Genomic DNA, 25738 nt, shown 5'->3' on the forward strand with positions numbered 1-25738 from the left:
CATCAGGGTTAGGCTGATGCGTTTTTTTCTATTCAGCTAATTTCTCAAGGTTCCCGTTGCGATCCATTTTAAATTTAGTAGCTGGACGCTCTTCTTCCTCAAATAAAACTAGCTTTCTTGCTCGGTTCATAATTTTCATTAATGTTTCATAATCTTCCTGAACCATGACAGTATCCTGTTCTAGCTGTGAAACTTTTACAGCTAAGTCTTGATTTCGTCTAGTGAGCTCATAGTTTTCGCGTTTTAATCTCTCATTCTCAAGTTTTACAGCATTGATATGCTCATTGTTTACAGTATAGGATTCTAGGAACGCGATTACTTGGTTCATTGTTAAATCAGGAGAAGTCATTGATGGTCTGTGCGCAGTATAAGGCACTTCATATACTTCTTCTTCTTTGTATGCCGGATGTGTAACGGCAGGCAATTCTACGTTATCAGTCTCAAAAGCTTCCTGTTCGTCAATTTGCGGAGCAGAATTTGTTTCAGGCGGCGAGTAGAGCAGCTGTTTTTTGGCAGGCTGACCTTTTCCGGTTGCTCTCATCTTTTGTTTACGCTGTTTTTTCGCCAGCTGAAGGGCTTTTTCATAAGTATGTCTGACAACTGCATTCCACCGGAAACCGCAGGCTGCCGATGTGCGATTGAGTTTGTCGCCAACTTCCTCGAACGCATTGAGCTGTGTGCTTCCTTCGCGAACGTGTCTGAGCACCGTCTCAGCTAATAATAAATCATCTTCCTCTGACCAGGCATCTTGTCTTTGCTTCATGGTCTCAACTCCCTTTTTTGATTTTAAAATAGTATTAAATTTTGAGCTTTAGTGCTAGCTCCATCGCCAACTCCTCGGCCAGAACAAATCCGCAGGAAAAGTGAAACCCGGACTTTTCTGCCGGATTCTTATCTACCATGCCTGAGCTAAACGGGCGATTCCGCATTTCGTTAGATAGATAGTTGTGTATTTTCCTGTTATCATTCTGACCAGAAAAGCTGGGCTTTATACAAAAACTTTGCAAGGATACTAGATTTTCCTTTCATTTTTAAAATCCGTTATTTTAGAAGTTGTTTCCTTCAGCTTGCAATGAGGTTCAATTAACGGTAAAATACCAAATAGTGTTTGAACGTGATTTAACAGAAGGAAAGGGTTGTAGATAAAGTGGCAAATGAATTCAGAATATGCGACGATTGCCAGGCAACCAACATTAAAACGTTGCTTCCCCGCTTAAAGCAAGTTGACCCAGATGCAACAATTGATATCAAGTGTCAGTCGTATTGCGGTCCAGGAAGAAAAAAATCGTTTGCATTCGTAAATAATCGTCCGCTTTCAGCACCAAACGAGGACGAATTAATCGCTAAAATTGAAACGAAAATCAGTAAATAATATCACCATTTGCGTCCCATGCAGTGGTGATTTTTTTATCAGATATATTTTAAGATAGGCAGTTGTTTATGCTGAAAAAAAATCGATATAATAGAAACAAGTCAAGATGGAAGAGGGAAAGCGATGGCGTATCCAAGCGGGAAATTATCTGAGGAAAAAGTATTTAAAGATCCTGTTCACAGATATATTCATGTACGTGACAAGCTGATCTGGGATTTAATCGGAACAAAAGAATTTCAAAGGCTTCGCAGAATCCGTCAATTAGGAACGACCTACTTAGTATTCCACGGAGCGGAGCACAGCCGTTTCAATCATTCACTAGGGGTCTATGAAATTGTACGGCGAATCGTAGATGACGTTTTTAAAGGACGTCCGGAATGGAATGATGATGATCGTCTGCTCTCCCTTTGTGCTGCATTGCTGCATGATCTCGGCCATGGTCCGTTCTCACATTCCTTCGAAAAAGTATTTCATTTAGATCATGAGACATTTACCCGGGACATTCTTCAAGGAGACACAGAAGTGAATGAAGTACTCCGCCGCATGGGAGACGATTTCCCGAAGAAGGTCGCTGAAGTGATTGCAAAAACATATGAAAATAAACAGGTTGTCAGCCTGATTTCGAGTCAGATTGATGCCGATCGCATGGATTATCTTCAGCGGGATGCCTATTTTACAGGCGTAAGCTATGGACATTTTGATATGGAACGAATTCTTCGTGTAATGCGTCCCAGAGAGGATCAGGTTGTGATTAAACAAAGCGGCATGCATGCCGTAGAGGATTACATCATGAGCCGCTATCAAATGTACTGGCAGGTATATTTTCATCCAGTGACAAGAAGCGCAGAAGTCATCCTGACGAAAATCCTTCATCGTGCAAAACAGCTGCATAAAGAATATTACTCTTTTAAACAGGACCCGATCCATTTTTACTCCATTTTTGAAGATGAAGTCACAACTGAAGATTATTTGAAACTGGATGAATCGGTTGTTCTTTATTATTTTCAGCAGTGGCAGGAAGAAGAAGATCCTATATTGCGCGATCTTTGCACGAGATTTATGAACCGCAACCTGTTTCAATATGCGGAGTTTAATCCTGCAGCAACGATGGAAATGAAAAAGCTGATGGAACTTACTGCTCTCTTCAAAAAAGCAGGCATCAATCCTGATTATTACTTAGTTGTTGATTCTTCCTCAGATCTTCCATATGATTTTTATCGACCTGGTGAAGAGGAGGAGCGCTTGCCGATCCATTTGCAGATGCCAAATGGAGACTTGCGTGAGCTTTCCCGTGAATCAGAAATTGTGGACGCGATATCCGGAAAACGCAGAACAGACCACAAGCTGTATTTTCCATTAGATCTCATACAAGATATGTCTTCAAAACGAGCGGCCAAGAAACGAATTTTGGAATTGTTAAACTTACAAAAATAGAGAGATAGTGTGAAAATACAAGGTTAGGAGTGTTGGGGTTTGCTTACAGAACACGCAAAACTGATGAAGGTGTTCTCTTCATCAGGTGAGATTACCGGTCGGAAAAAGCTTCAGAAAATGATTTATATCGCAAAGAAAATTGATTTTCCTTTTTACGAAAAATACGACTTTCACTTTTTCGGACCATATTCAGAAGAGCTCACAATTCGAATTGAAGAACTTTGCAACTTAGGGTTCCTTAATGAAATGCACGAGAAAAAAGGAGGATATTTCCAATACCGCTACTCACTGACAGAAGCAGGAGAGGAATTTTTATCTCATTATGATCTGGACATGCCTCCGCTTAAAGAGTGTATGGAAGACTTAAACAGTCAATCAGCACGATTTCTTGAGCTCGTTTCAACGGTGTTTTTCTTTGACACACTTGAAAAGGACGAAGTCAAGGAGAAGGTTTTTAAACTGAAGAGCAAACAGAAGTATACCGATGAGGAAATAGAGCAGGCTTACGCGTACATAGAGACGATTCGCAGAAAAGCTGTTCAATAAAATTTTTTAAGTCCCGCAGCTATTTTTAGGCTGCGGGACTTTTGGTCATAGCCAGAAAAATTGAAACAGAAAACAGTTAAACTGATAAAATTTGAATTTTGACCGATAAAACCATGATTTCAACTGATAAAATTCGGAAAATAACTGATAAAACCCAGGAATACACTGATAAAACTCTAAATACACTGATAACCTGGAATTTACATGGCCGGTCACCCAGTTATCAAATTAATCTTCGTCACTCAAACGCTTTCCGTTTACTGCGTAATGGTTCTTGCTCATTTCCTCAATGAAAATTGCAATCTTCTCTGCAGGAGCACCTGTTGTTTCAGATACAGCAGCTGTTACTTTTTCGACTAGAGCCTTTTTTTGTTCCTCTGTGCGGCCCTCGAGCATTTTAACTGTTACGTATGGCATCTTGATCTCTCCTTTTTCTATCGTAGATTGATTCTTCTATAGTATACTTGATGAAGAATAGAATGTTTAGCGAAGCCGCTTGTAAAGGAGAATGATTGGTGGATTTTTTGGCGTTTGATTTAGAACTTATCCCGTATGTAGTGATTGTGCTGGCAATTGCGTTTACGGTTCATGAATTTGCCCATGCCTATGTAGCATATAAATTTGGAGATCCGACTGCGAAAAATCAGGGGAGGCTGACACTTTCGCCGCTTGCGCATCTTGATCCGATTGGAACACTGCTTATCTTCATTGCTGGCTTTGGGTGGGCAAAGCCGGTCCCTGTAAACCGATTTTATTTTAAAAATCCTCGCCTTGCAGGTGTGCTTGTTTCTGTCGCTGGTCCACTAAGCAATTTGGTCATAGCTTTTATTGGGATGTCGCTTTGGTATATACTTTTAAGTGCAGGTGCTTTTTCATCCTTTTCGAAGGGGACAGCGGAAAGCATTCAGCAGTTTTTTAACATTTTAGTTTCATTGAACATTACGCTGTTCATATTTAATCTTTTTCCGTTTCCGCCCCTTGATGGATACCGGATCATTGAAGATTTAGCACCTTCGGGAGTTCGGGCAAAAATGACACAGTTTGAGAACTATGGGATCGTTATTTTTTTAGTTCTGGTTTTAACACCTTTGGACAAATATACAATTCAGCCTGCCTTCTCGTATGGTTCGGATTTTATAATCAAACTCTTTGAATCAATACTTATGCCGTTTATATAGGAGGTCATTTCTTTGGAACAAGGTAAAAAGAAAAAAAGCATTGGGTTTAATATAATCAAAAGTGATCCGACGGACGGTCACGGAGGGTATGGCGTCGGCGCGCTGAGCCTTGATAACATTTCACCTGTTTTCGTAGATGTAACAGAAGGTGAAGCATTCGTTGATATCGGTGCGATGCATGCAAGAAGCGCTGTTGAAAAAGGAATCAAGTTCCTTCCGAATAAAGAGGATGTTCCTAACGGAAAACCATTCTGGCTCGTTTGGGTGACGATCGACCGTAAACCAGAAGGACCTTATTATGCCGGAGTTACGGCTTGTGAAATGACAGTAGACCGGGAAATCAGACGAGGCTATAAATCGCTGCCGGAGCACGTAAATAAAATGGATAAATCTCTGAAACGCCATATCATGGTTGAGGATATGGATGATGCTTCAAAAGGCATTCTAATGACCTTTTTGAAAAATCATAATGCTGACATGTGGAAAAATTCCAATCAGGAATTAAAAGCCGGGCTTGGTGAAACGTGACAAATCTGTGACGTTTTCGTGAACAAATTGTCAAATTCTTGAGCTTTAATTCGCGTATTAGTAAACTGAACTTAGCTTATAAAGCTAGGACACGAAAAACCCCGGACCGTATGAGGTCCGGGGTTTTTCATAGAATTCCGTTAATCCCACCATCTCAGAACTTTCTTATACCATGTTTTCTCTTGTTTCTGCTTTTCTTTAGCAGGCAGCTGTTTTCCATGCTCTAAATGCTCCGTACAGTACTCTGTAGGCTCTGTTCCTCTTATGAAATAAGCAAACCGCTTCACAGGGCAGTCGTCTGACGCAAGTTTTCCTGTTTTTGGATTGATATAAACGCCAATGACACCTTTTGGAGGATTGAAGGCTTTAACGGATTCATCCTGCAGCGCTTCTTCCATAAATCCGGCCCAGATATCCTTGGCGTATGCTCTTTCTGCGACAAGATCAATTGTTTTGTCCTTGTCATACCCCGTCCAGATGCCAGCCACAAGCTGTGGAGCGAAGCCGATCATCCAGCTGTCCGCCTTTGTCGTTCCAGATTTTCCTGCATATTCGCGCGATAGCTTCGGAATGATTGCGTGACCTGTAACAGAGGTATAATCATTCAATTGCTCATCAAACATTCCAGTCATTAAATGCGATGTTACGAAAGCAGCTTCTTTGTTCAAAATCTGCTCTTGCTCTTGTTCCTTTTGATAAATAACGTTGCCTTCTGCATCTTCAACTTTCTTAATATAAGAAGGCTCAATGCTCTTGCCGCCATTTGCGAGCATTCCGTAGCCGTTCACCATTTCACTCAGCCGAACTGGTGAAGTGCCAAGTGCGAGTGATGGAACATGAGCTAATTTACTTGTAACACCAAACCTCTTTGACGTTTCAATCAGCTCTTCCATCCCCAGGAAAAGATGAGTCTTAACCGCGTATATATTATCGGAAAGCGCAATCGCCTGTGCTAAGGAAATCGTATCATTTGCATAATAGCCGTTGTAATTGCTCGGTTTATAGCTTGATTTGCCATCTTCAAACTTAAAAGTATATGGTTCACTTCTGAGTAAAGTGGATGGAGTAAAGCCTTTATTGACAGCAGCATAATACAGAAAAGGCTTCATTGTCGATCCTGGCTGTCTTTTTGCCTGTGTCACACGATTAAAGGTGCTTTCAGCATAATCGCGGCCGCCGATAAGAGCTTTCACATATCCGGTTTTAGGATCCATCGCCATAAATCCAACCTGAATATCAGATGATTCTTCGATCACGTCAGCAACCTTCACTTCAGCCATTTTTTGCAAATCAGGATCTAGAGTCGTGAAAATTCTCAAGCCTCTCGTTTCAATCGTCGTCTGATCAAGGTTCAGCTTTTTGGATAGCTCGTTCATAACTGCGTCCTGAAAATAAGGAGCGATGTCTGCTGTTTGCTCATTTTTTACGGAACGATAAGTAAGCTGTGTTTCATATGCCTGGCCAGCTTCCGTATGAGTAATAACCTTTTGATTGGCCATTGTTTTTAAAATAAGTGCTTGTCTGCTTTTCGCGCGCTCTATATTTTCATGGGGGGAATACAGGCCTGGCGCTTTTGGAATGCCTGCAAGCATGGATGCTTCACTAAGCGACAAATCACTGGCAGATTTCCCAAAATAATAATTGGATGCCGCTTCAATACCGTACGCCCCGTGCCCATAATAAATCGTATTTAAATAGCCTTCTAGAATCTCTTCCTTGCTGTAGTTAAGCTCCAGGCGAATTGTATAAAAGGCTTCCGTCAGCTTCCGTTTCCACGTTTTATCATGAACCAAAAACAAGTTCCTTGCGTATTGCTGGCTAATTGTACTTGCGCCTTGAACCTTTGCCATTGCTTTTAAATCTGCAAGGGCAGCCCCTGCAATACGTTTATAGTCAAATCCGCTGTGCTCATAAAAATGGCGATCTTCTATCGCTACTGTTGCTTCTATCAATGAAGGGGAAATCTCATCTAAATTGACCCAATACCGTTTGCCGTCATGATGTGTTTTTCCCAGCTCCGAGCCATCATTTGCGTACATGATGGATGATTGCTGGACAGTCAAAGATGGTGCACCCTGCCATTTCGCTGCCAGCAGAATCGTAACCAGTACGGCTGATGCTAAAAAAAATAGAATAAGTCCAATAAAAATAGCGGCACGAACAGCTTTTATTGTGATTTTCAAGCGCCGCGGCGTAATGATTTCCAAGTTTCCCACCTCTTTTCTGCAGCAGTTCTGTTTCTTTATAATCATTATGAGAATTTTTAAGTGATTTTAAACGTTATCTATTAAAATTCTTCTTGCAATTTTGCTAGATTCATCTATACTTTTCCTGAGGTTTTGAACTCGAATTTTGGCGAATTGTATTTTTTGATTAGGGTATAATCGTAACTAGGGCTTTTAGAAAAAATTGATATAGAAAGGAAGTTTTATAATGGGAGGACATTGGTTTACAGAAAAGCAAACCGAGAATTTCGGCATTACGATCAAAATTAACCGCACTTTACATACAGAGCAGACTGAATTTCAAAAGTTAGATATGGTAGAAACAGAGGAGTTTGGCAACATGCTGCTTTTAGACGGCATGGTCATGACTTCACAAAGAGACGAATTTGTCTATCATGAAATGGTTGCACACGTTCCTTTATTTACACACCCAAACCCTGAAAACGTACTTGTAGTCGGAGGCGGAGACGGCGGTGTAATCCGTGAGATCATGAAGCATCCAAGCGTGAAAAAAGCGACGCTTGTTGATATTGACGGCAAAGTCATCGAGTATTCTAAAAAGTACTTGCCAGAAATTGCAGGAGAGCTTGAAAACGAACGCGTCGAGGTAAAAGTAGGAGACGGGTTTATGCATATTGCAGAAAGCGATAATGAGTATGATGTGATCATGGTTGACTCAACAGAGCCAGTTGGACCTGCTGTTAATCTTTTCTCAAAAGGCTTCTATGCAGGCATTTCAAAAGCATTAAAAGAAGACGGCATCTTTGTTGCACAATCGGACAACCCTTGGTTCACGCCTGAGCTTATTCAAAACGTTCAGCGTGATGTAAGAGAAATTTTCCCGATCACACGTTTATACACTGCTAACATTCCAACATACCCAAGCGGTCTTTGGACGTTTACAATTGGTTCGAAAAAATATGATCCATTAGAAGTAAGCGAAGAGCGTTTCCATGAAATTGAAACAAAGTACTATACAAAAGAGCTTCATAAAGCAGCGTTTGTCCTGCCTAAATTTGTAGCAGACTTAATCAAATAGTTGGGAGGGAACACAAATGCGATTTGATGAAGCCTATTCAGGCAACGTTTTTATTAAAAGCCATCCAACATTTGAAGACAGTGAAGCCGTGCTTTACGGAATGCCAATGGACTGGACAGTCAGCTACCGTCCAGGTTCAAGATTCGGTCCGGCCCGCATCCGCGAGGTTTCAATCGGTCTTGAAGAGTACAGCGCGTATTTAGACCGTGAGCTAGAAGAAGTAAAGTACTTTGATGCAGGAGATATTCCGCTTCCATTCGGAAATCCGCAGCGAAGCCTTGATATTATTGAAGATTTCGTTGAAAAGGTTTTGGCAGAGGAAAAGTTTCCGCTCGGTATGGGCGGGGAGCACCTTGTATCATGGCCGGTCATCAAGGCAATGTACAAAAAATATCCTGATTTAGCGATCATCCATATGGACGCTCATACAGATTTGCGCGAAGAGTATGAAGGAGAGCCTCTTTCTCACTCAACGCCAATTCGTAAAGCGGCTAACCTGATAGGACCGACTAATGTATATTCATTTGGAATTCGATCTGGAATGAAAGAAGAATTTCAATGGGCAAAGGAAGCCGGTATGCACATTTCGAAATTTGAAGTGCTCGAGCCTTTAAAAGAAGTGCTTCCAAAACTTGCAGGACGCCCTGTATACGTAACAATCGATATTGATGTATTAGATCCGGCTCACGCACCTGGCACAGGTACAGTGGACGCTGGCGGCATTACATCTAGAGAATTGCTGGCCTCGATTCATGCAATTGCAAACTCGGATATCAACGTTGTAGGTGCGGACCTTGTTGAGGTTGCGCCAATCTATGATAACTCTGAGCAGACAGCTAACACGGCAAGCAAACTGATTCGTGAAATGATTTTAGGCTGGGTGCAAAAACGCCCTTAAGTTTAACGGAAGCTCCAGGCAGTACTGGAGCTTTTTTCTTATTGTTTAGGAAAATATAAAAGGTAATAGGTTGTGGATAATGAAATAAAGCTATCTGCGTCCAGCTCACTGTGAAAAAGACAATTGCTCAGGAGAAGGCAAAAAGCGCCTTCTCCGGTTAAATGACACATGATTCTCAGGTGCGTCATTTAACCCAGGTCAGTTCCTATTTTCTTCGCGAGCTGACCAAGGCGATTTCGCTTTAGTTCTTAAAGAACGATATTCCGTGTATAAATAATCCAAGATCGTCAACCATGATTATCACTGGCCATCTATTGAACTTTTTCCTTGAAGTCTTTATACTAGATAAGTTAATAGCGGATACTTTAAAAGGATGTGTGAAAAATGACGGATAGTAAGCCAGTTCAAATTATCGTAAAGACGGAAATTAACCAAGGTACTGAGGAAGAAAACCTGGAGCTGTTTACGAGCGGTGAACACTATGTTAAAGATAACGCTTCCTATTTAAGCTATCACGAGGAACACGAATACGGAAAAGTCAAAACCATTGTAAAGTTTAAAGACGATGAGGTTTTCATTATGAGATCTGGATCTATTTCAATGAAGCAGCGCTTTATTCCAGGCACGGAAACGATCACTAATTATCAAACACAATTTGGAACGCTGCAGCTTGAAACCAATACAACATCGATTTCAGTCCGCACAATGGAAGGAAAGTCGAACGGCATCATCAAGGTCGATTATGAATTGCAGATTGGCGAAGAAGATTCGCATTTACATACTTTACATATCATGTTTAGGGAGGAAAAAGGATGAACATCGTTGAGCAGGTAAAAGAACGGCTGAAAGATGAAATTAAAGCGGCAGTACTGAAGGCTGGTTTAGCTGAAGAAAGCCAGATTCCAGATGCAATTCTTGAGCTGCCTAAAGAAAAGGCGCACGGAGACTATTCGACAAATATGGCGATGCAGCTTGCAAGAGTTGCGAAAAAAGCACCCCGTGCAATTGCTGAGAACATTGTCGCTTCATTTGATAAAGGAAAAGCATCCATTGAAAAAATTGAAATTGCAGGTCCGGGATTTATCAATTTTTATATGAACAATTCTTATTTAACAGACCTTATTCCGTCTATTCTTCAAGCTGGGGATTCATATGGAGAAGTGAACATTGGAAATAAAGAAAAGCTTCAGGTCGAGTTTGTATCGGCTAATCCTACAGGAACGCTTCATTTAGGACATGCGCGGGGAGCAGCAGTTGGTGACTCTCTTTGCAACATTCTTGAAAAAGCAGGTTATGATGTTTCGCGTGAATACTATATCAATGATGCAGGAAATCAGATTAATAATCTTGCACTGTCTGTAGAAGCCCGCTATTTACAGGCGCTTGGACAAGATGCATCAATGCCTGAGGATGGCTACCATGGCAAGGATATTATCGAAATCGGCAAGAAGCTTGCAGATGAATTCGGCGATCGCTTTGCAAATGAGAGCAAAGAAGAACGTCTTGGGTTTTTCCGTGAATATGGCTTAAAATTTGAAATGGACAAACTGAAAAAAGATTTGGAAGAATTCCGTGTGCCGTTTGATGTTTGGTATTCAGAGACATCCCTTTACCAAAACGGAAAAATTGATCAGGCTCTTGAAGTTCTCCGTGAAAAAGGTCATATCTTTGAAGAAGAGGGTGCCACTTGGTTCCGTTCAACTGTGTTCGGAGATGACAAAGACCGTGTCCTGATTAAGAACGACGGTTCTTACACATATTTAACGCCGGATATCGCTTATCACAAAGACAAGCTTGACCGCGGATTTACTAAGCTGATTAATATTTGGGGCGCAGATCATCACGGCTACATCCCGCGTATGAAGGCTGCTATTGAGGCACTTGGCTATGAAAAGGATACACTTGAGGTTGAAATTATTCAGCTTGTTCACCTTTATAAGAACGGTGAAAAGATGAAAATGAGCAAACGTACAGGCAAAGCTGTAACGATGCGCGACTTGATGGAAGAAGTAGGTCTTGACGCTGTACGCTATTTCTTCGCAATGAGAAGTGCAGATACACATATGGATTTTGACATGGACTTGGCAGCTTCACAATCAAATGAAAATCCTGTTTTTTATGCCCAATATGCACATGCGCGCATCGAGAGCATGCTCCGTCAAGGCGCAGAACAAGGCGTATCCTATGAAGGTGTTAAAAGTTTTACTGACATTTCATCTGAAAAGGAAATTGAACTCCTGAAAAAGCTCGGTGAATTCCCGCAAGCAGTCGGCGAAGCAGCTACGAAACGCATTCCTCACCGGATTACGAACTATGTCTTTGATTTAGCATCTGCACTGCACAGCTTCTACAATGCAGAAAAAGTGCTTGATCCAGAGAATGAAGAGAAAAGTAAAGCGCGTTTGGCATTAATGAGAGCAACACAAATTACGCTGAAAAACTCGCTGACACTAATTGGTGTTTCTGCACCGGAAAAGATGTAAATTTTATTAGGGAACGGCCAAGGGCCGTTCTTTTTTTGTTTTTAGAGCAAAGGTGGTGCGTAAAATACCATATCGGCTTGTTGAAACACGCAATCGGCGCGTTGGATCTGAGTTTCGGCTCATAGAATCAATAATCCGGTGAGTTGGCGGCGTTGTACCTCAGATGGAGCTCAATTTCACTGCATTTTCCGGTTAATTAAGCAGTGTACAAAGAAAAAATGGTCATATACGGTTAGAAAAAGGCATTTTTCTGTTCAAAAAACAGGGTGGCGGATAAAATGCCAAAATCGGCTCGTTAATAAACGAAATCGGCGAGTTGGATCTGAGTTGCGGCTCATAGAATCTCTATTCCGGCGAGTTGGACACCTGGTACCATGGATTGAGCTCAATTTTTTCCGGGGTTTAGAGTTAGATATTCTTTTTGCAGCCTAGATCCTGGCTAGGGGCCTTTACAAGGTCCATTTCATAAGTGAAAAAAAGAAAATCACAGGGCATATCCCCGTGATTTCAACTACCAATTAATCGACCCGCCGCTCATCCGCTTTACTCCTCGCACAGCAGAAATTTCCTCAATAAGTTTCAAAACAGCCCGGTCTTTTTGCTTGGCTTCAATCATAAAGTCACAATCCATCTCAAGTTCCTTTAATTTTTTCAGCAAAGGCATGATAAAGGAGAAGTCGACATAATCGGCATGACTTCTGAATTCTTTTTCGGATTTTGGTGAAGAAATATGAATTTTAGGTTTGGCGTGTGTTCCTTCCCATGTTTTTGAAAAGCGTATCAATAATTCCTCCAGATCATCGTCATCCGTTTGATTTGCGCAATAGTGATGATAATCAAACATGAGAGGGATGCCCTCGTTCTCACAAATTGTCAGCGTTTCAGCTGTTGTATAGGTTTTATCATCATTTTCGAGAGTCATCCTCTGTTTAATTTCGTCAGGGAGGTACTGGATATTTTTGTAGAACCTTTCAGTCGCTGTCATCTTATTTCCATAAGCTCCACCGACATGGATGTTAATAAATCCTTCTTTTTCAAGGCCCATTCCTTTTAATAAATCATAGTGATAGTGCATATCGATGACTGCATTCTCTGTGATATGAGCCTTATCGCTTGTGAACAAAGTAAATTGATTAGGATGGAAGCTAATCCGCAGCTTATTTTCACGTACAAGCTCCCCAATTTCTTTTAAAATACCCTGAAAAGGGGTCAGGAAATCCCATCTTACCTCAGGATGTGTCGCGAGTGGAACAAGAGATGATGAAAACCGGTATAGTTCAATTTGGTGCGCTATATTGTAATGAATCATTCGCCGTGTATGCTCCAGATTCTGTTTGGTAACGGAATGAAGCGCCTCTTTTTTAGCCTCTCTATCCAACTTGGAATAACGGGCATACGTCAGCGTTTTTGCAGGAGAGCAGTCCCACAGGTTTAATGCACTTGAAACGTATCCAAAGCGAATGAACATGTTTCTCTCCTTTTCCTCTTAAAAAAATCCTACAAAAAATGAGATATCATTGTTGCAACTGCTTCTAAGCCTCTTTGCGGGATTGATCTTTTAGTAAACAGGTCATAAGTCAGCTTGACCGAACTACTCATGTCTTCATTCACGGTTTGTTTCACATTTTTAATAAAAGCTGCATCATATATGAGGCAGTTTAATTCATCGTTTAAATAAAGGCTTCGCTTATCAAAATTAGCAGTTCCGATATCGCATAGGCGTTCATCGACTACAATGACCTTTGCATGGTAAAACCCGTAATAATATTGATAAATCTCACAGCCTGATAGAATTAAGGGACCAAAGTATGGAAAAGCAGCTTCCTTTACAAACGGATGATCCGCTTTCATTGGAACCATGATTTTAATGTCTACTCCCCGTCTCCTTGCTTTTAAAAGCTCATCCTGAATCTGTTTGCCGGGTATAAAATAGGGGGTGCAAATCATGAGCTCTTTTTGTGCAAGCCTAATAAAAGAAAGATAATACGATTCTAGACTTTGTCCGTACGTTGAGACAAAACGCTGCTCAAGCTTGCCTTGCGTATGAGACGGGAAGTAAACTTTTTCTTCGATAAGATTTTCATTTGTTGCCTCATGCCAGTCATGCAAAAACTGAGATTGAAGATCCTGAACACCTTCTCCGTGCAGGCGAAGATGATAATCTCTCCAAAAGCCAAGATGCGGATCTTTACCTAGATACTCTTTTCCGATATTAAAGCCCCCGGTATAGCCGATTTTTCCGTCAATAACAGTGATTTTCCGGTGATTGCGTGCCTGCAGGGTGAAAAAAATATAAGGCAGTGCTGGTTTATGAGAATAGGAAAAAGCAACCCCACGCTTTTTTAAAGCTGTTATTTTTTCTTTCTTAAGCGATTTGCTGCCCACATAATCAAGAAGCAGCCTGACTTTGATTCCCTGTTCTGCCTTTATTCCAAGAAGATTAAGAAACTCTTCACTGTCAGAGTCATTTTTTACAATATAAAATAACACATGAATCGACTGTGTGCTATTTTTAATGTCCTCAAACAATCTTTCATAAAATCGCTCGCCTACAATTAATAGTTCGATATCGCTTTTTCTTGCCGGATACTCAATCTCACTTATTCCCCGAAGATGTTTTTTTCGTCCGAAATAATAATCAAGCCTCAGCCAAACAACAAAAATCAGTATGATCAATCCAATTAGTAAGATGCTGTTCAACGTAAGCCCTCCTTGGCGCTGCAAATCATATTCCTCTTATCTTTTACGTAGCGCAGAAAAATTATCAGCAGAAGAAATAGTGAAAACCATTGACTGAATGCTCATTCATTATTATCATGTAAATATAGGGTAAGATTCAGAAAATTAGATTTGTTGCAATTTTTTTTGAATGATATGGGAAATGGGAGAAATCATCACAGAAACGGGGGAGGCAAACATGGAAGCACTGTTATGGATCAATTTTGCTGCATTCATACTTGTAACCGCTTACGGAGCGAGTTTATTTATATACTTGATCCGTTCAAGAATGGCATACATCAAGCTCGGACGGAAAACGGAGTTTGATCAGAGATTAAATGAAAGACTGAAAAACATTATGGTCAATGTTTTCGGTCAAAAGAAGCTCCTTAAGGATAAAAAGAGCGGCATCATGCATGTGATGTTCTTTTATGGATTTATTCTTGTGCAATTTGGAGCTATTGATTTTATTATAAAAGGCTTGCTGCCAGACAAGCATTTGCCGCTTGGACCGCTATATCCCGGTTTTACATTCTTTCAGGAACTCGTCACATTGATGATCCTGGTTGCGGTTGTATGGGCTTTTTACCGCAGGTACATTGAGAAGCTTGTGCGCTTGAAGAAAAATTTTAAAGCTGGTCTTGTTTTAATTTTTATTGGCGGCTTAATGCTGTCTGTGCTGCTCGGAAATGGAATGAATCTGATTTGGCATAATCATGAATTAACATGGACAGAACCAATTGCTTCGAGCTTGGCCTTTTTGCTGAGTTTTGTAGGCGAGACGGGTGCAACAGTTATTTTTTATATTTCTTGGTGGATACACTTGCTTATTCTTCTTACATTCTTAGTGTACGTGCCGCAATCAAAGCATGCTCACTTGCTGGCAGGGCCGGCAAATGTTTATTTTGGCCGTCTTTCAAACCCTGGAAAGCTTGAGAAGATTGATTTTGAAGATGAAACCCAAGAGTCTTTCGGTGTGGGGAAAATTGAAGATTTCAAGCAAACACAGTTAATTGATTTATATGCTTGTGTAGAATGCGGTCGCTGTACAAATATGTGTCCTGCATCCGGTACAGGCAAAATGCTGTCTCCTATGGATTTAATCTTACGATTGCGTGATCATTTAACAGAAAAAGGTGCAGCGGTAACGTCTATGTCGCCATGGGTTCCAACCTATGCATTCGCAGGCACCAAGGGCAATCAGCTTGCAGCGATGGCAGCAGGGCAGGGTTCTCAGGAAGCAGCTGCTTCACTTGCTTACAATCCAAGTCTGATCGGTGAAATCATCACAGAGGAAGAAATTTGGGCTTGTACGACATGCCGAAATTGCGAAGATCAATGCCCTGTCATGAATGAACACGTAGATAAAATTATCGATATGCGCCGTTATCTAGTGTTAACTGAAGGGAAAATGGATCCGGATGCACAGCGTGCGATGACAAATATTGAACGTCAGGGCAACCCATGGGGTCTGAACCGGAAAGAGCGGGAGGACTGGCGTGAGGCGCGCGACGACGTGCACGTACCGACGGTAAAAGAAATGAGCAAAGCAGGCGAGGAGTTTGAGTACCTGTTCTGGGTTGGCTCTATGGGTTCTTATGACAACCGCAGCCAAAAAATCGCTTTATCTTTTGCGAAGCTCATGAATGAAGCAGGCGTAAAATTTGCAATTCTTGGAAACAAAGAAAAGAACTCGGGAGACACGCCTCGCCGTCTTGGAAATGAATTTTTGTTCCAGGAGCTTGCGACGAAGAATATTGATGAGTTCCAGAAGAATGAAATCAAAAAAATTATCACAATTGATCCGCATGCGTACAATATTTTCAAAAATGAGTATCCTGATTTTGGACTTGAAGCAGAGGTATTCCATCACACAGAGCTTCTTGCAAAGCTTGTGGAAGATGGAAGGCTTGTTCCTAAATTTGAAGTGAACGAGACAATTACTTTCCATGATTCTTGTTATTTAGGAAGATATAACGAAGTGTATGAGCCGCCTCGTGAAATTTTAAAATCCATTCCGGGTGTGAAGCTGGTTGAAATGACCCGAAACCGTGATACAGGAATGTGCTGCGGAGCAGGAGGAGGGCTGATGTGGATGGAAGAGGATGCTGGTTCACGTGTAAACGTAGCAAGAACGAATCAGGCGCTTGAGGTCAATCCAACAGTCATCAGCTCGGGCTGCCCTTACTGCTTAACAATGCTCAGTGATGGCACAAAGGCAAAAGAAGTAGAAGAAACAGTAAGCACATATGATGTTGCCGAACTTCTTGAAAAAGCGGTCATTGGTGAGAAAAAAGAGAGTGTAGCTTAAAAGGAATTTCAGCATAAATGCAGAATGATACAGATAGATATATAGGAAGGTGGAGCGATTTCCGTTTCACCTTCTTCCCTGGCACAAAATTGAGCGAGCGTTCAATCGGAATTTTGTAAACGTTTTCTTTTAAAGTGACTGTTTTCGAAAAGATCATTGTTTTTCGTATAAAGACTTATTTGTATTTAAGAAGGGATTCGGGCTCTCTTCTAACTCTTGACTCTTTATTTTGAATCTCAAACAGCAATGTCTTAGAAACGAGCCTTAAATAAACAATTAGAGGGGATGACAAAAATGAATCGAACGGTCATATTAAGCGGCGTAAGAACACCATTTGGAAAATTTGGAGGAGCATTAAGTTCTCTGACGGCATCAGAGCTTGGAGGATTGGCTATAAAAGAAGCAATAAATCGTGCAGACGTGAACTCTGAGGAAATTGGTGAAGTCATTTTGGGGTCTGTTCTTCAAGGAGGACAGGGTCAAATTCCTTCCCGCCAGGCAGCAAGACACGCAGAACTTCCATGGAACGTAAAAACGGAAACAATCAATAAAGTCTGTGCATCAGGAATGAGAAGTGTAACGCTTGCTGATCAGATTATCCGTGCTGGAGATGAAGAGGTCATAGTGGCAGGCGGAATGGAATCCATGAGCAATGCTCCATATATCATGCCTAAAGCAAGATGGGGTCTGCGTATGGGAGATGCAAAGGTACAGGATTTAATGGTGCATGATGGTCTTACGTGCAGCTTTACAGGTGTTCATATGGGCACGTACGGAAATGATACAGCAGCAGATTTGGAAATTTCAAGAGAGGCTCAGGACGAGTGGGCATTTAGAAGTCATCAGCGCACAGTTGCAGCAATCGAATCCGGCAAGCTAAGCGAAGAAATCGTAAGTGTGGAAATCCCGCAGCGAAAAGGCGATCCAATCAAAGTGGAGCATGATGAAGCGCCAAGAAAAGACACTTCGATTGAAAGATTATCTAAATTAAAGCCAGTTTTTAATCAAGCTGGCACTATTACTGCAGGAAATGCACCTGGAGTCAATGATGGGGCAGGAGCTCTTGTGCTCATGAGTGAAGAGCGTGCAAAAAAAGAAGGAAAGCAGCCGCTTGCGGCCATCATTGGCCATACATCCATCGCACTTGAAGCGAAGGATTTTCCGAAAACGCCTGGATTAGTCATTTTAGAGCTTCTGAAAAAAACAGGTAAGACGGTCGAAGAAATTGATTTATTTGAAATCAATGAGGCATTTTCTGCAGTAGCCTTAGCAAGCAATCAGCTGGCAGGACTTGATCCTGAAAAAGTAAACGTGAACGGCGGGGCAGTTGCTCTAGGCCATCCGATTGGAGCAAGCGGCGCACGAATTATTATCACACTGATTCACGAGCTGAGACGACGGGGCGGAGGAATTGGGATAGCATCAATCTGCAGCGGCGGCGGTCAAGGCGACGCTATTATGATTGAAGTATAAGCGATAACCAAACAAGGGGGATCTACATGGGTATTCAAAACGTAATGGTAATCGGAGCAGGACAAATGGGATCAGGCATTGCTCAAGTTTGTGCAATGGCAGGCTACAAGGTTTACTTGAATGATTTAAAAGAAGAATTCGTTCAAAAAGGCTTTGCAACTATCGATAAAAACCTTCAAAGACAAGTAGATAAAGAAAAAATGACAGCTGAGCAAAAGCAAGAAGTCTTAAGCAGGCTGAAAGCTTCAACGGATCTCCTGGATGCAGCCCAGACGGATATAGTGATTGAGGCAGCTGTTGAAAATATGAAAATCAAAACGGATATTTTTTCGAAGCTTGATCAAATCACTCCAGAGCATACGATTCTTGCGACCAATACTTCTTCCCTGCCAATTACTGAGATTGCAGCAGCAACAAAGCGTCCTGAAAAAGTAATCGGCATGCATTTTATGAACCCGGTGCCTGTAATGAAGCTGGTTGAAATTATCCGCGGTCTCGCAACAAGTGAAGAAGTCTATCAGGCGATTGAAGATATGACGAAAACATTAAAAAAGGTTCCGGTTGAAGTCAATGATTTTCCGGGCTTCGTCTCCAACAGAATTCTCATGCCGATGATCAATGAAGCCATCTACACTCTGTACGAAGGGGTAGCAGAGAAAGAAGCAATTGATGAAGTAATGAAGCTCGGTATGAATCATCCGATGGGACCGCTCTCGCTTGCTGACTTTATCGGTCTTGATACGTGCCTTTATATTATGGAAACGCTTCACGATGGCTTTGGCGATGATAAGTACCGCCCGTGTCCGCTTCTAAGAAAGTATGTGAAAGCAGGCTGGCTTGGCCGCAAAACAGGCAGAGGTTTTTATTCATACGAATCATAGGATCAGACATCATAGGGGGACGGGACATGAATATTCGCTTCACAGAAGAACAGGATATGATGCGGAAGATGGTACGGGATTTTGCTCAATCTGAAATTGAGCCATTTGTTGAAAAAATGGAGCAAGGAGAATTTCCAAAAGAGATTCTTCGAAAAATGGGTTCGCTCGGATTAATGGGAATTCCGATTCCTGAGCAATATGGAGGAGCGGGTATGGATTTTACCTCTTATATTATCGCCATTAACGAGCTTTCAAAGGTAAGCGCCACAATCGGGGTGATTTTAAGCGTTCACACCTCTGTCGGAACAAATCCCATTCTTTATTTTGGGACAGAAGAACAGAAGCAAAAATATATCCCTAAACTTGCAAGCGGCGAATATTTAGGAGCTTTCTGTTTAACAGAACCAGGCTCAGGATCAGATGCCGGAAGCTTAAAAACAAAAGCAGTCAAAAAAGAGGGGAATTACATTCTTAATGGTTCGAAGGTGTTTATTACAAATGGCGGAGAAGCAGATACGTATATCGTTTTTGCTTCAACAAATCCTGAAGCGGGAAGAAAAGGCATATCTGCATTTGTGGTTGAAAAAGATACACCTGGCTTTGTCGTAGGAAAAGACGAACATAAGATGGGGCTCTATGGGTCTAGAACGGTTCAGATTTCATTCGAGGATGCTGTGGTTCCTGCCCAAAATCTTTTAGGGGAAGAAGGAGACGGCTTTAAAATAGCAATGGCCAATTTAGATGTCGGCAGAATCGGGATTGCAGCACAATCACTTGGAATTGCACAGGCTGCATTAGAAAGTTCAATTAAATATGCAAAAGAACGTGTTCAATTCGGAAAACCAATCTCTGTCCAACAAGGAATCGGCTTTAAACTAGCGGATATGGCAACAACTGTTGAAGCTTCTGAACTGCTTACGTACCGGGCAGCCTTTTTAAGACAAAATGGGCTTTCATGCGGGAAAGAAGCATCCATGGCTAAGCTGTTTGCTTCAAAAACAGCGATGGAGGCTGCTACAGAAGCGATTCAGGTGTATGGGGGATATGGATATACGAAAGATTATCCGGTTGAACGCTATTTCAGAGATGCAAAGATATGTGAGATTTACGAAGGCACAAGTGAGATCCAGAGAATTGTCATCAGTAAACATGTCTTAAATTAATATTATATTTAAAAATTCAAATAGAAATTTAGTCTAAACAATCAGGGGGATGGAAACGATGTTTTTTAAACTATCAGATGAGCATGAAATGATTCGAAAAATGGTAAGAGATTTTGCTAAAAATGAAGTAGAGCCGACAGCGGCAGAACGCGATGAAGAAGAACGCTTTGACCGTGAGCTATTCGATAAAATGGCGGAGCTTGGATTAACAGGCATTCCATGGCCGGAAGAATACGGCGGAATCGGCAGCGACTATTTAGCATACGTCATTGCGATTGAAGAGCTTTCAAGGGTATGTGCATCAGTTGGGGTTACATTATCTGCCCATACATCACTAGCAGGGTGGCCGGTTTACAAATTCGGCACAGAAGAGCAAAAGCAAAAATATTTAAAACCGATGGCACAGGGCGAGAAAATTGGCGCATACGGTTTGACTGAGCCTGGTTCAGGATCAGATGCCGGCGGAATGAGAACGACAGCTAAGTTAAATGGAGATCACTATGTGCTGAATGGATCAAAGATTTTCATTACAAACGGCGGAATTGCTGACACTTATATCGTGTTTGCTGTAACTGATCCAGAAAGCAAGCATAAAGGAACAAGTGCATTTATTGTTGAAAAAGACTTCAAAGGATTCTCTGTCGGCAAAAAAGAAAGCAAGCTTGGCATTCGTTCTTCACCAACAACAGAAATCATCTTTGAAGATTGCATCGTGCCGAAAGAAAATCTTCTTGGCCAAGAAGGAGAAGGCTTTAAAATTGCGATGATGACGCTCGACGGCGGCCGAAACGGCATTGCAGCACAGGCTGTAGGAATCGCACAAGGCGCTCTGGATGCTTCTGTTGCTTATGCGAAAGAACGCCAGCAGTTCGGTAAGCCAATCGCCATGCAGCAAGGAATCGGGTTTAAATTGGCTGATATGGCGACTACCGTTGAGGCATCCCGTCTTCTAACCTATCAGGCAGCATGGCTTGAATCAGAAGGACTTCCATACGGAAAAGAATCGGCCATGTCCAAGCTTTTTGCAGGAGATACAGCGATGAAGGTGACAACAGAAGCAGTTCAAGTATTCGGCGGCTATGGCTATACAAAAGATTATCCTGTAGAACGATACATGAGGGATGCAAAAATCACTCAAATCTATGAGGGCACTCAAGAAATTCAAAGACTGGTTATCTCACGAATGATAACAAAATAAGGGATTTATAAAAAAGCTCGCTAAAAAAGAGGGATTTAATAAGTAATTGCCTTATGTCTTTTTCACAGCGGGCTTGTCGCTTGAGCTGTATGAGTGAAAAAATGTTTTGATATTTTAAAAATAGGGAGGCGGTGGAAGATGACGAAACGTGAAGTGCATGCTTCTGTCAAAGACGAGCGGCTTGTTCAAAAGCGTCGCGACCAAATGATTAAAGGTGCGGTGCACCTCTTTAAACAAAAAGGATTCCACCGTACAACCACAAGGGAAATTGCAAAGTCGGCAGGATTCAGCATCGGGACACTATATGAATATATCAGACAGAAAGAAGATGTCCTTTATCTAGTCTGTGATACAATCTATGATCAGGTTCGTGACCGCCTGGAGAAAGACATTGACTTAAAACAAGGAACAATTGAGAGTTTAAAGGTCGCCATTGCCAACTACTTCAGAGTCGTTGATGAGATGCAGGATGAAGTGCTTGTCATGTATCAGGAGGCAAAGTCCCTGTCACGTGATGCCCTCCCATATGTCCTGCAAAAAGAAATTGAAATGGTCGGGATGTTTGAAAAAGTAATTGAAGGCTGTGTGGAAAAAGGAGAAATCTCGCTTTCAGCCAGAGAACGTGAATTGCTGGCGCACAATATTTTCGTTCAAGGTCAAATGTGGGGCTTCAGAAGATGGGCGCTGCAAAGAAACTATACACTCGATGAATATATTGAAGTACAGACGAACTTGATTCTTAAAGGGGTAGGGAAAGTAGGGAATCGTTCGAATTAACGACAATAAAGGGGATGTGGGACTATGCATACACATGTAACATATAAACCGAAACACGCGGTTCGTTTTGTAACAGCTTCAAGCTTGTTTGATGGACATGACGCATCAATTAATATCATGCGAAGAATATTACAGGCGAGCGGAGCCGAGGTCATTCACTTAGGTCATAATCGTTCGGTTGAAGAAATCGTAAATGCCGCAATTCAGGAGGATGCGCAGGGAATCGCGATTTCTTCCTATCAGGGAGGACATGTCGAGTTTTTTAAATACATGTATGACCTTTTGAAAGAAAGAGGGGCAACTCATATTCGCTTATACGGCGGAGGGGGCGGTGTCATCATTCCCCGTGAAATAAAAGAATTGCATGAATACGGAATTGCCCGGATCTTTTCCCCTGAGGATGGCAGAGAGCTTGGTCTTCAAGGGATGATAGACCTCATGATAAAAGAGTGCGATTTTCTAACCGCATCAAAGGTGGAAGATGAAATCGAAAAGCTGAAGACAGGTGACGCAGGTGCCATCGCTAAGCTGATCACTGTAGCCGAGTCACAATTAGGAAGCGGGAACGAAGCGGCAGCAACGGCAGAAAAGATCATCTCTGAAGTAAAACAGCTTTCTTCAGATGCTCCGGTTATTGGTATCACCGGAACGGGCGGAGCAGGAAAAAGCTCCCTGACAGATGAGCTGATCCGCAGATTTTTAAATGAAGTGCCGGACATTAAAATAGCTGTGATATCAATTGACCCAACGAAGCAAAAAACAGGCGGAGCCCTGCTCGGAGACCGCATCCGCATGAATGCCATCTTCTCGCCGCGCGTTTATATGAGAAGCTTGGCGACAAGACAATCAAGATCTGAGTTATCTCTTGCGATTCATGATGCGATTGCAGTTGTCAAAGCTGCAGGATACGACCTGGTGATCGTTGAAACGAGCGGAATCGGGCAAGGGGATGCTGCGATTACAGAGATTTGTGATCTATCTTTATATGTGATGACAAGCGAGTTCGGAGCTCCCACGCAGCTTGAGAAAATTGATATGATTGATTATGCGGATTTAATCGTCATTAATAAATTTGAAAGAAAAGGATCTCAAGATGCCAAGCGACAAGTTCAAAAACAATATCAGCGCAGTCATATGCTGTTTGAAAGTCCGTTTGAAGACTTGCCGGTCTATGGTACGATTGCAAGTCAATTCAATGATCCCGGAACAAACACATTATTCGTTGCCCTTTTAGAACTGATCAATAAAAAGAGCAATAAAACTTGGTCATCCACTCTCCCAATTGTAAAAGATGTTGAAAAACAAAATGTGATCATCCCGACAGATCGCCGTTACTATTTAAGAGAGATCAGTGAGTCTGTTCGTACTTATCATCAAAAAGCCGAATATCAGGCCGATGTTGCCAGAAGATTGTTCCAGCTTCAAGGTGCGCTCGAAAGCGTGAAAGAAAGAGATGGATCTCCTGAAGTAATAGAGTCATTGGAGGCAATAAAAAAGAGTATAGAAGAAGAGCTTTCTCCAGATTCCAAACGAATATTAGATTCATGGGATGAATTGAGGGAGAAATATTCAGCAGATCAATTTATTACAAAAATCAGAGACAAGGAAATAGTGACGGAATTAGTGACAACTTCTTTATCCGGACTCTCTATTCCTAAAATATCTCTTCCAAAATACAAAGATTACGGTGAAATCCTCAAGTGGGTATACAAAGAAAATGTTCCGGGCTCATTTCCTTATACTGCAGGAGTTTTCCCATTTAAACGAGCTGAGGAAGATCCAAAACGCCAATTTGCAGGTGAAGGAACACCGGAAAGAACAAACAAGCGCTTCCATTATCTATCGAAAGACGATACGGCAAAGCGCTTAAGCACAGCATTCGACTCTGTTACGCTATACGGTGAAGACCCAGCTTACCGTCCCGATATTTATGGGAAAATCGGCGAAAGCGGAGTGAGCATCTGTACATTGGATGATATGAAAAAGCTGTATGCTGGATTTGACCTATGTGCACCTTCCACGTCTGTATCGATGACAATCAATGGACCTGCACCGATTATTCTGGCGATGTTCATGAATACAGCGATTGAACAGCAAGTAGAAAAGCAAGAAGCAGAGTTAGGACGCATTCTTACTGTTGAAGAATTCACGCAGGTGAAGGCGAAAACGCTGCAAACCGTCAGAGGAACAGTTCAGGCAGATATTCTAAAAGAAGACCAAGGTCAAAACACGTGTATTTTCTCAACAGAATTCGCTTTGAAAATGATGGGGGATATCCAAGAGTACTTTATCAACGAAAAAGTGCGAAACTATTATTCTGTATCGATCTCTGGCTATCATATTGCAGAAGCTGGTGCTAACCCTATTTCCCAGCTGGCCTTTACATTGGCTAACGGTTTCACGTATGTAGAATACTATTTGAGCCGCGGAATGAAAATCGATGATTTCGCACCGAATCTCTCTTTCTTCTTCAGCAATGGATTAGATCCTGAATATACCGTAATTGGCCGTGTCGCTCGCCGTATCTGGTCAACGGTAATGAGAGAAAAATACGGCGCGAATGAACGCAGCCAAAAGCTTAAATATCATGTCCAGACATCTGGCCGTTCTCTGCACGCTCAGGAAATCGACTTTAATGATATCCGCACAACGCTGCAGGCATTAATGGCCTTGCAGGATAACTGTAATTCCCTTCATACAAATGCCTACGATGAAGCGATTACGACACCGACTGAAGAATCTGTCAGAAGAGCGATGGCCATTCAGCTGATCATTACAAAAGAACACGGATTAACAAAAAACGAAAATCCTCTTCAAGGCTCATTTATCATCGAAGAGCTTACAGATCTAGTTGAAGAAGCTGTTTTGAAAGAGTTTGATTCCATTAACGAGCGCGGCGGTGTGCTTGGAGCGATGGAAACGCAATATCAGCGCGGGAAAATCCAGGATGAATCGATGCATTATGAAATGCAGAAGCATTCGGGCCAGCTGCCGATCATTGGTGTGAACACTTATATTAATCCAAACCCGCCGTCTGAGGAATCGGTCGATAACATGGAAATTGCACGTGCCTCTCAGGATGAAAAAGAAACACAGATTCAAAATTTAAAAGCGTTCCAGGAACGAAATGAAGTCCATTCAGCTGCAGCAATTGACCGTCTGAAACAAGCTGCCATCCATAATCAAAATATTTTTGAGGAATTAATGGAGACTGTTAAATATGCAAGCTTAGGTCAAATTACGCACGCTTTATACGAAGTTGGCGGACAATACCGCCGGAATATGTAATAGCAGAAATCCTCCCCTTAAAAATCCGGGGAGGTTTTTTTTGAGTAAGAAAAAATATTATCCAGCATCAATTCGGCCAATATCCGCCATTTATCGGCCAAACGGCACCTCTCGGCAAATTATACTCCCATCCCGCACCACTCTAAGTAAAATTACCATTTTGTTCATCCCTTCTTTAGTATAAAATAGAAGGACATAGAAAACTTCGGCATTGGCCGAAGAGAGG

21 protein-coding genes are annotated in these 25738 nt (G+C 41.8%); 16 read left to right on the forward strand and 5 right to left on the reverse strand.

Annotated features, from left to right (window positions below; genetic code table 11):
• Window positions 1–28: 28 nt before the first annotated feature.
• On the reverse strand, window positions 29–763 hold the full coding sequence (locus CYJ36_RS10820; RefSeq protein ID WP_101567285.1) for an RsfA family transcriptional regulator: 735 nt from the start codon (window positions 761–763) through the stop codon (window positions 29–31).
• Window positions 764–1147: 384 nt separating this feature from the next.
• On the opposite strand from CYJ36_RS10820, the gene CYJ36_RS10825 reads away from it, so the two are divergent.
• The 3 genes from CYJ36_RS10825 to CYJ36_RS10835 all read left to right on the forward strand — a co-directional run bounded on the left by CYJ36_RS10825 (window position 1148) and on the right by CYJ36_RS10835 (window position 3352).
• Window positions 1148–1372 carry a DUF1450 domain-containing protein gene (locus tag CYJ36_RS10825; protein WP_101567286.1) on the forward strand — a complete coding sequence of 75 codons (225 nt, stop codon included), beginning with the start codon at window positions 1148–1150 and terminating at the stop codon, window positions 1370–1372.
• A 123-nt stretch (window positions 1373–1495) separates the two neighbouring features.
• On the forward strand, window positions 1496–2806 hold the full coding sequence (locus CYJ36_RS10830; RefSeq protein ID WP_101567287.1) for an HD domain-containing protein: 1311 nt from the start codon (window positions 1496–1498) through the stop codon (window positions 2804–2806).
• 39 nt (window positions 2807–2845) lie between these two features.
• Window positions 2846–3352, forward strand: a complete 507-nt coding sequence (locus CYJ36_RS10835) for a YwgA family protein (RefSeq protein WP_101567288.1) — start codon at window positions 2846–2848, stop codon at window positions 3350–3352.
• A 228-nt stretch (window positions 3353–3580) separates the two neighbouring features.
• Here the strand turns inward: CYJ36_RS10835 and CYJ36_RS10840 are convergent, their stop codons facing one another.
• Window positions 3581–3769, reverse strand: coding sequence for a 2-hydroxymuconate tautomerase (locus CYJ36_RS10840; RefSeq protein ID WP_101567289.1), 189 nt, complete (start codon window positions 3767–3769; stop codon window positions 3581–3583).
• A gap of 95 nt (window positions 3770–3864) precedes the next feature.
• Between CYJ36_RS10840 and CYJ36_RS10845 the strand changes: the two genes are divergently transcribed.
• Window positions 3865–4530: a site-2 protease family protein gene (locus CYJ36_RS10845; RefSeq protein WP_101567290.1), complete on the forward strand. Its 666-nt coding sequence runs from the start codon at window positions 3865–3867 to the stop codon at window positions 4528–4530.
• A 12-nt stretch (window positions 4531–4542) separates the two neighbouring features.
• Window positions 4543–5058, forward strand: a complete 516-nt coding sequence (locus CYJ36_RS10850; protein ID WP_101567291.1) for a YwhD family protein — start codon at window positions 4543–4545, stop codon at window positions 5056–5058.
• A gap of 140 nt (window positions 5059–5198) precedes the next feature.
• Here the strand turns inward: CYJ36_RS10850 and CYJ36_RS10855 are convergent, their stop codons facing one another.
• Window positions 5199–7265: a transglycosylase domain-containing protein gene (locus CYJ36_RS10855; protein WP_257962455.1), complete on the reverse strand. Its 2067-nt coding sequence runs from the start codon at window positions 7263–7265 to the stop codon at window positions 5199–5201.
• A 226-nt stretch (window positions 7266–7491) separates the two neighbouring features.
• Here CYJ36_RS10855 and speE point away from each other — a divergent pair, with 226 nt between their 5' ends.
• The 4 genes from speE (at window position 7492) to argS (ending at window position 11703) form a co-directional block, all read left to right on the forward strand.
• The gene (gene speE / locus CYJ36_RS10860; protein WP_101567293.1) at window positions 7492–8322 is read left to right on the forward strand and encodes a spermidine synthase; all 831 of its coding nucleotides are present in this window, start codon (window positions 7492–7494) and stop codon (window positions 8320–8322) included.
• A 16-nt stretch (window positions 8323–8338) separates the two neighbouring features.
• Window positions 8339–9220 carry an agmatinase gene (speB, locus tag CYJ36_RS10865; protein WP_101567294.1) on the forward strand — a complete coding sequence of 294 codons (882 nt, stop codon included), beginning with the start codon at window positions 8339–8341 and terminating at the stop codon, window positions 9218–9220.
• A 384-nt stretch (window positions 9221–9604) separates the two neighbouring features.
• The gene (locus CYJ36_RS10870; protein ID WP_101567295.1) at window positions 9605–10036 is read left to right on the forward strand and encodes a DUF1934 domain-containing protein; all 432 of its coding nucleotides are present in this window, start codon (window positions 9605–9607) and stop codon (window positions 10034–10036) included.
• Complete coding sequence (gene argS / locus CYJ36_RS10875; RefSeq protein ID WP_101567296.1) at window positions 10033–11703, forward strand: arginine--tRNA ligase; 1671 nt, start codon at window positions 10033–10035, stop codon at window positions 11701–11703. Before CYJ36_RS10870 ends, argS begins: the two co-directional genes overlap by 4 nt.
• 511 nt (window positions 11704–12214) lie before the next feature.
• Here the strand turns inward: argS and uvsE are convergent.
• Both uvsE and cls read right to left on the reverse strand, forming a co-directional pair.
• Window positions 12215–13171 carry a UV DNA damage repair endonuclease UvsE gene (gene uvsE / locus CYJ36_RS10880; protein ID WP_101567297.1) on the reverse strand — a complete coding sequence of 319 codons (957 nt, stop codon included), beginning with the start codon at window positions 13169–13171 and terminating at the stop codon, window positions 12215–12217.
• A gap of 29 nt (window positions 13172–13200) precedes the next feature.
• Entirely contained in the window at window positions 13201–14394 is a 1194-nt protein-coding gene (gene cls / locus CYJ36_RS10885; RefSeq protein ID WP_101567483.1) for a cardiolipin synthase, read from the reverse strand.
• A 226-nt stretch (window positions 14395–14620) separates the two neighbouring features.
• Here cls and CYJ36_RS10890 point away from each other — a divergent pair, with 226 nt between their 5' ends.
• The 7 genes from CYJ36_RS10890 (at window position 14621) to icmF (ending at window position 25512) form a co-directional block, all read left to right on the forward strand.
• On the forward strand, window positions 14621–16732 hold the full coding sequence (locus CYJ36_RS10890; protein ID WP_101567298.1) for a (Fe-S)-binding protein: 2112 nt from the start codon (window positions 14621–14623) through the stop codon (window positions 16730–16732).
• 294 nt (window positions 16733–17026) lie between these two features.
• Complete coding sequence (locus tag CYJ36_RS10895; protein ID WP_101567299.1) at window positions 17027–18205, forward strand: acetyl-CoA C-acetyltransferase; 1179 nt, start codon at window positions 17027–17029, stop codon at window positions 18203–18205.
• Window positions 18206–18231: 26 nt separating this feature from the next.
• Window positions 18232–19086, forward strand: a complete 855-nt coding sequence (locus tag CYJ36_RS10900; RefSeq protein ID WP_101567300.1) for a 3-hydroxybutyryl-CoA dehydrogenase — start codon at window positions 18232–18234, stop codon at window positions 19084–19086.
• A 26-nt stretch (window positions 19087–19112) separates the two neighbouring features.
• Window positions 19113–20249, forward strand: coding sequence for an acyl-CoA dehydrogenase (locus CYJ36_RS10905; RefSeq protein ID WP_101567301.1), 1137 nt, complete (start codon window positions 19113–19115; stop codon window positions 20247–20249).
• 58 nt (window positions 20250–20307) lie between these two features.
• Window positions 20308–21447, forward strand: coding sequence for an acyl-CoA dehydrogenase (locus tag CYJ36_RS10910; protein ID WP_101567302.1), 1140 nt, complete (start codon window positions 20308–20310; stop codon window positions 21445–21447).
• Between the two features lie 138 nt (window positions 21448–21585).
• On the forward strand, window positions 21586–22224 hold the full coding sequence (locus tag CYJ36_RS10915; RefSeq protein ID WP_101567303.1) for a TetR/AcrR family transcriptional regulator: 639 nt from the start codon (window positions 21586–21588) through the stop codon (window positions 22222–22224).
• Between the two features lie 24 nt (window positions 22225–22248).
• On the forward strand, window positions 22249–25512 hold the full coding sequence (icmF, locus tag CYJ36_RS10920) for a fused isobutyryl-CoA mutase/GTPase IcmF (RefSeq protein WP_101567304.1): 3264 nt from the start codon (window positions 22249–22251) through the stop codon (window positions 25510–25512).
• Window positions 25513–25738 lie beyond the last annotated feature (226 nt).

Origin of the sequence: Bacillus sp. UMB0893 (assembly GCF_002858905.1) — a bacterium.
Classification (GTDB): Bacteria; Bacillota; Bacilli; order Bacillales; family Bacillaceae; genus Bacillus_P.

Excerpts from the sequence above, each read along its gene's own strand:
- uvsE (WP_101567297.1), bottom strand. The coding sequence starts at position 13,171 with ATGTTCATTCGCTTTGGATACGTTTCAAGTGCATTAAACCTGTGGGAC.
- speB (WP_101567294.1), top strand. The coding sequence starts at position 8,339 with ATGCGATTTGATGAAGCCTATTCAGGCAACGTTTTTATTAAAAGCCAT.
- CYJ36_RS10910 (WP_101567302.1), top strand. The coding sequence starts at position 20,308 with ATGTTTTTTAAACTATCAGATGAGCATGAAATGATTCGAAAAATGGTA.
- speE (WP_101567293.1), top strand. The coding sequence starts at position 7,492 with ATGGGAGGACATTGGTTTACAGAAAAGCAAACCGAGAATTTCGGCATT.
- CYJ36_RS10890 (WP_101567298.1), top strand. The coding sequence starts at position 14,621 with ATGGAAGCACTGTTATGGATCAATTTTGCTGCATTCATACTTGTAACC.
- CYJ36_RS10905 (WP_101567301.1), top strand. The coding sequence starts at position 19,113 with ATGAATATTCGCTTCACAGAAGAACAGGATATGATGCGGAAGATGGTA.
- CYJ36_RS10840 (WP_101567289.1), bottom strand. The coding sequence starts at position 3,769 with ATGCCATACGTAACAGTTAAAATGCTCGAGGGCCGCACAGAGGAACAA.
- CYJ36_RS10830 (WP_101567287.1), top strand. The coding sequence starts at position 1,496 with ATGGCGTATCCAAGCGGGAAATTATCTGAGGAAAAAGTATTTAAAGAT.
- CYJ36_RS10915 (WP_101567303.1), top strand. The coding sequence starts at position 21,586 with ATGACGAAACGTGAAGTGCATGCTTCTGTCAAAGACGAGCGGCTTGTT.
- CYJ36_RS10895 (WP_101567299.1), top strand. The coding sequence starts at position 17,027 with ATGAATCGAACGGTCATATTAAGCGGCGTAAGAACACCATTTGGAAAA.
- CYJ36_RS10870 (WP_101567295.1), top strand. The coding sequence starts at position 9,605 with ATGACGGATAGTAAGCCAGTTCAAATTATCGTAAAGACGGAAATTAAC.
- icmF (WP_101567304.1), top strand. The coding sequence starts at position 22,249 with ATGCATACACATGTAACATATAAACCGAAACACGCGGTTCGTTTTGTA.
- CYJ36_RS10820 (WP_101567285.1), bottom strand. The coding sequence starts at position 763 with ATGAAGCAAAGACAAGATGCCTGGTCAGAGGAAGATGATTTATTATTA.
- argS (WP_101567296.1), top strand. The coding sequence starts at position 10,033 with ATGAACATCGTTGAGCAGGTAAAAGAACGGCTGAAAGATGAAATTAAA.
- CYJ36_RS10900 (WP_101567300.1), top strand. The coding sequence starts at position 18,232 with ATGGGTATTCAAAACGTAATGGTAATCGGAGCAGGACAAATGGGATCA.